The following is a 1,921-nucleotide window of genomic DNA, read 5'->3' as shown; positions in this document are numbered from 1 at the left end:
GGTTATGCCTATGGCGAGCTTGAAAATGCATTTGAATTGCCTATCGAAAAGTTAATGCTGGAAGTTATAGCTCTTATTCTTTCGGCAGGACGATCTCCGAGAAAAGTCCAAAAATATCATTTGGATGCCATCTCTAAATTGTTAGAGGAGATTGAACTCTCCTCTATTTTGGAAGAGCTGCCTTCTGATGAGATGGCAGAGCTTAAAGATGACCTTAGGTTATTAGGTGTGTGTTAATAGGCTAAGGTAGTTGTAGTCCGAAATGTTTGTTGGTGCAAAAGCCGCAGGTGAAGCTGCAATACCTGTGCCTGGTCGAGTGCAATCTCGTATAAATATTGCCAATGTATGCATGGAAACTACCTCGCTCCGTGATACCGGAAAACCTGTATATGCGGGCTTTGATCACGTTGTGAAAGGTCATTTCGACGTAGAAGTCTCCAATTCCTGCTCTGTGTTTACTATTCGGGGAAAAAGGGGATAGATTTGAATGGCACTTACTTAACGCCCGCAATTATCAGTTTTTTAAAATCGGCCCCTTCCGTTTATAAAATCTGCATATACAGAGTGTATGGCATCCCCCAGGGCGCCTCTTATTCCGCTTTCCCAAAAGTTTCACACAACAAATCAAAACACCCAATAAGGACATTCCGTGCTCCAAACCCTCCTCAAAACCGCCGCACTCCTCACGGCATTGTCCCTGACCGGCTGCGTCTCCTACACCGTCACCGGTCCTTTGAGCGCTCCTCCCCATCCCGCGAAAGTCAGCAGCCCCCGAACCGCGCAAATCGCCGACGTTTCCGTCGCAATCCCAGACACTAACGACGCCACCCGCACCGCCATCAGCCGTTCACTCACCCATCAGCTCAACCAATACGTCAAGGCCGGTGGCTATTTCAAGGATGTCACCGAATACCCGGTGCGCCTGGGCGAGAACGACGTGGTGCTCAAGTTCAACATGACATCGCTCAAGGGCCATCGCGCGCCGCACCCTGCTTACATCCCGGGGGCTTTATTGACGCTGACGATCTGGATTTGGGTAAACGGCCCTATCTACGTAGACAGTTTCGATATGGCCGGTGATCTGGCGATCGTTGATCGTAACGGCAAAGAACTGGCTGCCGCCAAGGAGCAGATCAAGTTTGAGCACAACGTGGGGCTTTACGGGCGGGAGTATTGGTCGCCGGTGATGGGGGTCAAGAAGTTGAATGAACTGGTTTCAACGCTGCTCGATAACGCCACGGCGAAGTTGGCACAATCACAACTTAAGGAAGAACAAAAATGATCGGTTCAATCAAGCACTGTGTGGTGCTCGCTGCGGTTTTGCTGTCGGGTTGCGTGACGTATTCGCAAAACGAGTTGCCTCCTGTTCAGACGTGGCCACCCACGGCCAATGCGCCGCAACAGAAGCCGAAGGTGTTCGTGCGCACCACGGTCATGAATCAAGTCAACGGTGGGCCGGCCAATACGGCTGCGGGGGCTGCGGCAGCGGTTGGGGAAGCGACGGTGGCCGAGGGTTTTCGTGAATCGGGGCGTTTTGCGTGGGTGAGTACGGATAAGGCCGAGGCGGATCTCTATGTTGAGGCCACCTTGTACAACAACGAACAGTTCAGCATGGCGTCGGCCATCATCACCGGGGTGACGTTTTTCATTATTCCTTCTACCGCGAAGAACACTTTCACCCTGGAGACCGTATTCAAGGACAAGGACGGCAAGGAGCTGGGCCGTGTGCGCAAGAGTGAGTCGCTGCGTACCTGGATGCAGTTGCTGTTGATCGTTGCCGTGCCTTTCCGCCAGGACACCCAAGAGGTGGTGCAAGCCCTGACCCGCAGCACGTTGGATGAGGCGGTGCAGCGGCGCTTGTTGTAGTCATTCGTTTTATATCTGTAATCGCCAGGGTTTATCGCGATGCCTTCTGTCGTAC

3 protein-coding genes are annotated in these 1,921 nt (G+C 52.4%); all 3 read left to right on the top strand.

What is annotated here, in order from left to right:
* Positions 1-237: Imm2 family immunity protein (gene imm2, locus GIW04_RS30350; protein WP_236479577.1), on the top strand; the 237-nt coding region annotated here is incomplete at its 5' end.
* A 412-nt stretch (positions 238-649) separates the two neighbouring features.
* Positions 650-1,282, top strand: a complete 633-nt coding sequence (locus tag GIW04_RS30345; protein WP_120248603.1) for a hypothetical protein — start codon at positions 650-652, stop codon at positions 1,280-1,282.
* Positions 1,279-1,866, top strand: a complete 588-nt coding sequence (locus GIW04_RS30340; protein ID WP_057704291.1) for a hypothetical protein — start codon at positions 1,279-1,281, stop codon at positions 1,864-1,866. The genes GIW04_RS30345 and GIW04_RS30340 overlap by 4 nt, the downstream gene beginning before the upstream one ends.
* Positions 1,867-1,921: the final 55 nt, after the last annotated feature.

The organism is Pseudomonas sp. PA-4-8C (assembly GCF_021606625.1).
Classification (GTDB): Bacteria; Pseudomonadota; Gammaproteobacteria; order Pseudomonadales; family Pseudomonadaceae; genus Aquipseudomonas; species Aquipseudomonas lactis.
Note: the sequence above shows the minus strand (reverse complement) of the source record. Positions and strands in the feature narration are given on the sequence as shown.